Origin of the sequence: Metabacillus sp. YM-086, from assembly GCF_048059995.1 — a bacterium.
Lineage (GTDB): Bacteria > Bacillota > Bacilli > Bacillales > Bacillaceae > Metabacillus > Metabacillus litoralis_B.
This window is the reverse complement of sequence record NZ_JBLUOI010000069.1, coordinates 21601-27701: the sequence shown is the minus strand read 5'-3', so window position 1 is coordinate 27701 and position 6101 is coordinate 21601. Positions and strand designations below refer to the sequence as shown.

Sequence of the window (6101 nt, the reverse complement as noted above, 5' to 3'; positions counted from 1 at the left end):
TGGAAATTTGCTTAAACGGGTACTTATCTTGGTATAAAAAATGCTTGGAGCATTAATGTTTCCAAGCATTTTTCTTTACTGAATTTACTTGTCAAAATGCTTTTTAATTATAGTGCGAATTACTATACGAAAAGCAATGTTAATTTGTATTTTGTACTTCAAAACAGAACCTGTTAGGATAAATCTAATCGGCTTTTCTATGTACAGAGTATTTTAGATGCGTATTTATATCGCTCTCATACAACAAAAATGTGCGAATGAGCTCGTCTATTTGCCTCATACAAATTAAAACTTGTTTGAATAAAATAGATTGTGTAAGAAGCAAACCTTAAATCTCCTTAACTTGAGCTGCTACGATAAGTAGCAGCTCCTTTTATCGTTTAATCATTTGTTTGCAAATTTTGATGAGATCGAAAATAACGATTTGATGTTTTCAGTAAACAGAATCTCCAACTGCTGTTCAGTAATCCCCAAAGATCTTAGCTGTGGAACAATATTCTCAAAAATATGCGTAGGATGCCAATTTGCGATTGAAGGTATAGCTGCTTCCGGGACCACCAGCTCTCTTCCTAACCAAATGTTAACGGAGTCATGCGCTAAGAAGATTCTGTTTTCAAAGCCCTCCTTTAATAACTCAACAAGAACAGCCAATCGTTCTTGATCTGTAGGACATCCTGCAAGCCCCTGAAGTCCAATTCGGTCAAAACCAATACGCACACCCTTTTCTAGAGTTCTCCTATGATACTCGACGTCTGTATTTCCACACATATGCCCAATAACTACACAATCTGGATCAACACCGAGCTCTATTAAAAGATCAGCTTGTTCAGGACCCATAGTCCCTTCCTGAGTATGAGTTAAAATAATGGTACCTGTTTCTTTGTGTGCTCTAGCTGCTGCCCTAAAAAACATTTTTTCGTAGTCTGTTATTACATTTTTACTTGATGCAAGTTTAATAAACCCTGGCTTAATTCCAGTATCCTCTATGCCATTTTGAAGCTCTGTTATAAACATTTCATATATTTCCTCTTCTGCAGGACCTAACGCTGCACGAGCTTTAAAATATGGAGTCGCCCCTTCTCCTTCATAATAAAAGCCTGTTCCACATACAATTTGAAGGCCTGTTTGAATGGATATATCTCTTAATAAACGAACATTTCTACCACACTCATTTGGTGTTGGATCAAGAACCGTTTTGACACCATGTTTCATGATCTTTTCCGCTACTTGTATACCGATTGTTAAAGCATGGTTATAATCAAATCTACCTAAAGTACTATCGCCATTGTAACCAGGATATCCAAATACAAAGTGTTCATGACTTAATGTTTTCCCTAACTGATCTAAGGCAATAGGACCTGTTACCGTCTCAACTTTCATCATCATTTTTCTCCCCCCGCGACTAACTTGTTTCTTTCTTCTTCCTGCAGTTTTCTCCATAATAACTTTCCACTGCTCGTTGTCGGGAGTTTGTCTCTGAATTCTATCACTCTAGGATACTTATAAGCAGCTAATTGTGTTTTAGACCAATCAATGATGTCTTGTTCCGTAACTTTGCCCTTATTTTCTTCATTTAAAACAATGAATGCCTTAACCTGCTCACCCTTTCTTTCATCAGGTACACCAACAACACAAGCCTGTTGGACAGCAGGGTGTCTATAAAGTTTTGATTCAACTTCAGTTGGCCACACTTTAAATCCTGATGCATTAATCATTCTCTTAATACGATCTACGATAAAATAATAGCCTTCATCGTCATATTTTGCGATATCGCCCGTTCTAAAGAACGTTTTACCTTCAATGGTTATAAACGCATTAACATTCTCTTCTGGTCGGTTATAATACCCTTTAAACACCTGAGGGCCCCGGACAACAATCTCTCCTTCTTGATTTGGCCCTAGTTCTTGTAAAGTGAGTGGATCTATGATTTTGGATTGAGTATTTGGAGATGGAATCCCGAGACATTGCAACTTAGGCCGATCTGGTGGGTTAAAGTGAGTGTGAGCAATTGTTTCAGAAAGTCCATAACCTTCTGCATATCTAATACCGGCTAAATTATATAATTTCTCTCCAACAGCCTCAGGTAACGGAGCACCACCTCCACCAATCACCTCCAACGTTTTAAGAGAATCTTTGATAAGATTAGGGTTTGCCAAAAAGTCTATTAACATCGTACTTATATTCGTCCAATGTGTAACACCGTACCGTTCGATTAGTATCCTTGCAAGTTCTCTATCCCATCTTGTCATAATGACGATTTCACAACCACCTGATAACGGACCATGACAACTATGAAGCATACCCGTTACATGAAATAACGGAAGTGTTAATAAATGCACCGATTCGCTTGTTACACTTTGCCATACACCAACCGTAATAATATTTGCTTGGACCGTTTTATGGGTATGCATACATCCCTTTGGAGTACCAGTTGTTCCAGACGTATAAGGCATAACAACTAAGTCATCAGCACTTACATCCACTTCTTTAGGTGAATATCTAGCTGAGAGAGCCTCGTGCCATGGAGTATATTCTGGTGGAAGTTCCTGACGAAGAGCACAAACCTCTTGTGGAAGATTCAAATTAGGTTCTGAATCAATATAATCAGAGTATGTTCCTACAACAACATGCTCGATTGTGCTTTTGTTCATTAATGCTCGGACATTTTCAAAAAGCTCCTGCGAAACAATAGCTGTTTTTATTTCACAATCCTTTACATAAAAGGCTAATTCTTCACTTGTATTCATGGGGTTTATTGGAATTACGACTGCTCCTGCTCGAGCAACTGCATAAAATGAAATGATCCATTGTGGAGAGTTTTGCATATAAAGGAGAACACGATCTCCTTTTTTCACATTGTTTGCTTGAAGATATCCAGCTAAACTAAGAACCTCTGAATATAGTTCTCGATACGAAATCTTTTTTCCATAATAATTAAGGGCAGTTTTATCAGGATAACGTCTTGAAGATATTTCTAAGTTTTCAATGAGGGTTGTTTCTGGGAGTGTTAATTCTTTCGGTACACGTTTTGGATAAAATTCAAAATATTTTTCCACTTATACCATCAACTCCTATGTAATTAAAATGCATTTATCTTCTAAAAAGATAACTCGCTACCTGAATATACCATGGTAATTACATGATGTAAAGGCTTACATTATGTAATTTATAGGATTTTAGGTAACAAAAAAAAGACAGAGCGGACTCTGTCTTCTTGTTTACAAATATTATTTTTCCATCCACTCAGTATGGAAAATACCTTCTTTATCAACACGTTGATAAGTGTGAGCACCAAAGTAGTCACGTTGTGCTTGTAAAAGGTTCGCAGGAAGCGTTTCAGTACGATAGCTATCATAGTAAGCAAGTGCAGATGAGAAGCATGGTACTGGAACTCCATTTTCAATTGCTACAGTTAAGATTTGACGAAGTGCACCTTGATACCCTTCAACAATTTCTTTGAAATAATCATCTAGTAATAGGTTTGCTAATTGTGGTTCTTTATCATATGCATCTTTAATTTTTTGTAGGAAAGCTGCACGGATAATACATCCACCACGGAAGATCATCGCAATATCACCATATTTTAAATCCCAGTTATACTCTTCAGAAGCTGCTCTCATTTGAGCAAAACCTTGAGCATAAGAAACAATCTTACTCATATATAAAGCTCTACGAACCGCTTCAATAAGCTCTTCTTTGTTACCCTCATATTTTTTAGCAGCTGGACCTGAAAGAATTTTGCTAGCTTTTTGACGCTCTTCTTTCATAGCTGAAATGAAACGAGCAAATACTGATTCAGTAATAATTGGAAGAGGTACACCTAGGTCAAGAGCACTCTTACTCGTCCATTTACCTGTCCCTTTTTGACCTGCTGTATCAAGAATAACGTCCACTAGAGGTTTTCCAGTTTCATCATCTTTCTTTGTGAAAATATCTGCTGTAATTTCAATTAAGTAACTGTCAAGCTCACCTTTGTTCCACTCAGCAAATACTTCATGAAGCTCGTCTGCCGTTAAACCTAATACATTTTTCAATAAGAAATATGCTTCAGAAATTAACTGCATATCTCCATACTCAATTCCGTTATGAACCATTTTCACATAGTGTCCAGCTCCATCTGGACCAATATACGTACAGCAAGGATCGCCATTTACTTTCGCAGAAATAGCTTCAAGAATTGGTTGAACTAAATCAAACGCTTCTTTCTGTCCACCTGGCATAATAGAAGGTCCTTTTAACGCGCCTTCTTCTCCACCTGAAACGCCTGTACCTATGAAATGGATTCCACTCTCAGCTAGTTCTTTGTTACGACGTTGTGTATCTGTATATAGTGTGTTACCACCGTCAATTAAAATATCACCTTTATCAAGATGTGGTAGAAGCTGTTCGATTGTTGCATCAGTTGGTACACCAGCTTTAACCATTAAAAGAATTTTTCGTGGAGTTTCTAATGATTGAACAAATTCTTCAATACTGTATGTACCCACCACGTTTTTCCCTTTTGCTTCTGTTAAAAATTCCTCAGTTTTTTCTGCTGAACGGTTGAAAACAGATACTGAAAATCCACGACTTTCAATATTTAAAGCTAAGTTTTTACCCATTACAGCCAAACCAATAACACCAATTTGTTGTTTCGACATTCGCTTACGTCCCTTCTAATCCTTATAGTATGTAAAACTAAACAATCATCCAATTACTATCATAACCTAAAAAAGTTTAGTTTTCCGCCAATAAATGATAAATTGACACATTATTCGAATTATTTCATTTAACTTCAACTTTGAAAATACCACATTTTTCAGCTACATTTCAAGTGACTTATCTTATGTAATCGTTTACTAACTCAAAAAATCTTTATTAAAGCTTATTCCCGGTGTTCCAGGTTCCTCTTGTTTTCCTTTTACTCCACGTTTAATAAGCTGACTTCCGTATTTTTGATTGATCTGATCAATAACGGAAAGTATCGGTTCGTCTTTTGCATCATTTTCAAATGAGAACAAATCCAATTGCTTTACTGCATCTTCCCTTTCAACTAAATCCTGTCCAGTTATGCCAAGTAATCGAATAGGCTCTTCATTCCAGTGATTGAAAAAGAGATCTTTTGCTTCATGATAAATATCATCCTCTTCTCCAACAGGGTTTTTCATTGTTTTACTTCTTGTAATTGTTTTTAAGTTACTATAACGAATTGTGACAAAAATTTTGTTAGCTAAAACTTCTTTCCTTTTCATTCGAAGAGATACGGAATGAGCTAACTTTCTTAACACTTCATTAATTTGAGTTTCATTCGTCGTATCCTTAGACAACGTAGTAGAATTACCAATGCTCTTAAAATCATAGATTGAATTAGGGTTAACTTCTCTTAAATCGTTTCCGTTCGCTCTTTGTATGAGACGTTCACCGTTAATACCCAGTAAGCTTTTTACTTCCCCTATATCAGCATGTGCTAAATCATAAATAGTATGAATCCCTATTGTTTTTAGCTTTTCAGCTGTTTTCTCACCGATACCATGCATTTCGTTTGCTGCCAGAGGCCATAATTTATTCGATAAATCTCTTTTCCTTAAAATCGTAATTCCAAGTGGCTTTTTCATATTTGATGCCATTTTAGCTAGAAACTTATTGGGAGCAATTCCAATACTACAGGGCAGCAACAGTTCCTCCAAAAGCCTATTTTGAATAGAACTTGCAATCTCTAGTGGTTTTGATCCAGGAAATTCACTTAAGTCCATATAACCTTCATCAATTGAAACAGGCTCTACTAATTCTGTATATTCCCTTAATAATTCAAACATTGCACGAGATGCTGTTCGATATCGATCAAAGTTTGGTTTTCTTACAATTAATTCAGGACAAAGCTTACGAGCTTGCCAAAGAGGCATAGTTGCTTTTACACCCTTCGAACGTGCTTCATAGCTGCATGTAACAATAATTCCTTTTCGTTCCTCAACATTCCCTGCTATTGCTAAAGGCTTTCCTTTAAGAGAAGGATCAAATGCCATTTCCACTGAAGCATAAAAGCTATTCATATCAACATGTAAAATAATTCTTCTTTGATTTACAGGTTGCTCCGCCATCTTTCCACCACACATATAAAATCA

Annotated in this window: 4 protein-coding genes; all 4 read right to left on the bottom strand. The window is 36.5% G+C overall.

Annotation, left to right across the window (positions count from 1 at the left end):
• Positions 1 to 384: 384 nt before the first annotated feature.
• Entirely contained in the window at positions 385 to 1386 is a 1002-nt protein-coding gene (locus ACEWK1_RS21930; protein WP_121662690.1) for a phosphotriesterase family protein, read from the bottom strand.
• Entirely contained in the window at positions 1383 to 3056 is a 1674-nt protein-coding gene (locus ACEWK1_RS21925; protein ID WP_416636656.1) for a long-chain fatty acid--CoA ligase, read from the bottom strand. The genes ACEWK1_RS21930 and ACEWK1_RS21925 overlap by 4 nt, the downstream gene beginning before the upstream one ends.
• Before the next feature lie 171 nt (positions 3057 to 3227).
• Positions 3228 to 4640, bottom strand: coding sequence for an NADP-dependent phosphogluconate dehydrogenase (gene gndA / locus ACEWK1_RS21920; RefSeq protein ID WP_098797166.1), 1413 nt, complete (start codon positions 4638 to 4640; stop codon positions 3228 to 3230).
• A 198-nt stretch (positions 4641 to 4838) separates the two neighbouring features.
• Positions 4839 to 6077: a DNA polymerase IV gene (locus ACEWK1_RS21915; RefSeq protein ID WP_416636655.1), complete on the bottom strand. Its 1239-nt coding sequence runs from the start codon at positions 6075 to 6077 to the stop codon at positions 4839 to 4841.
• Positions 6078 to 6101 lie beyond the last annotated feature (24 nt).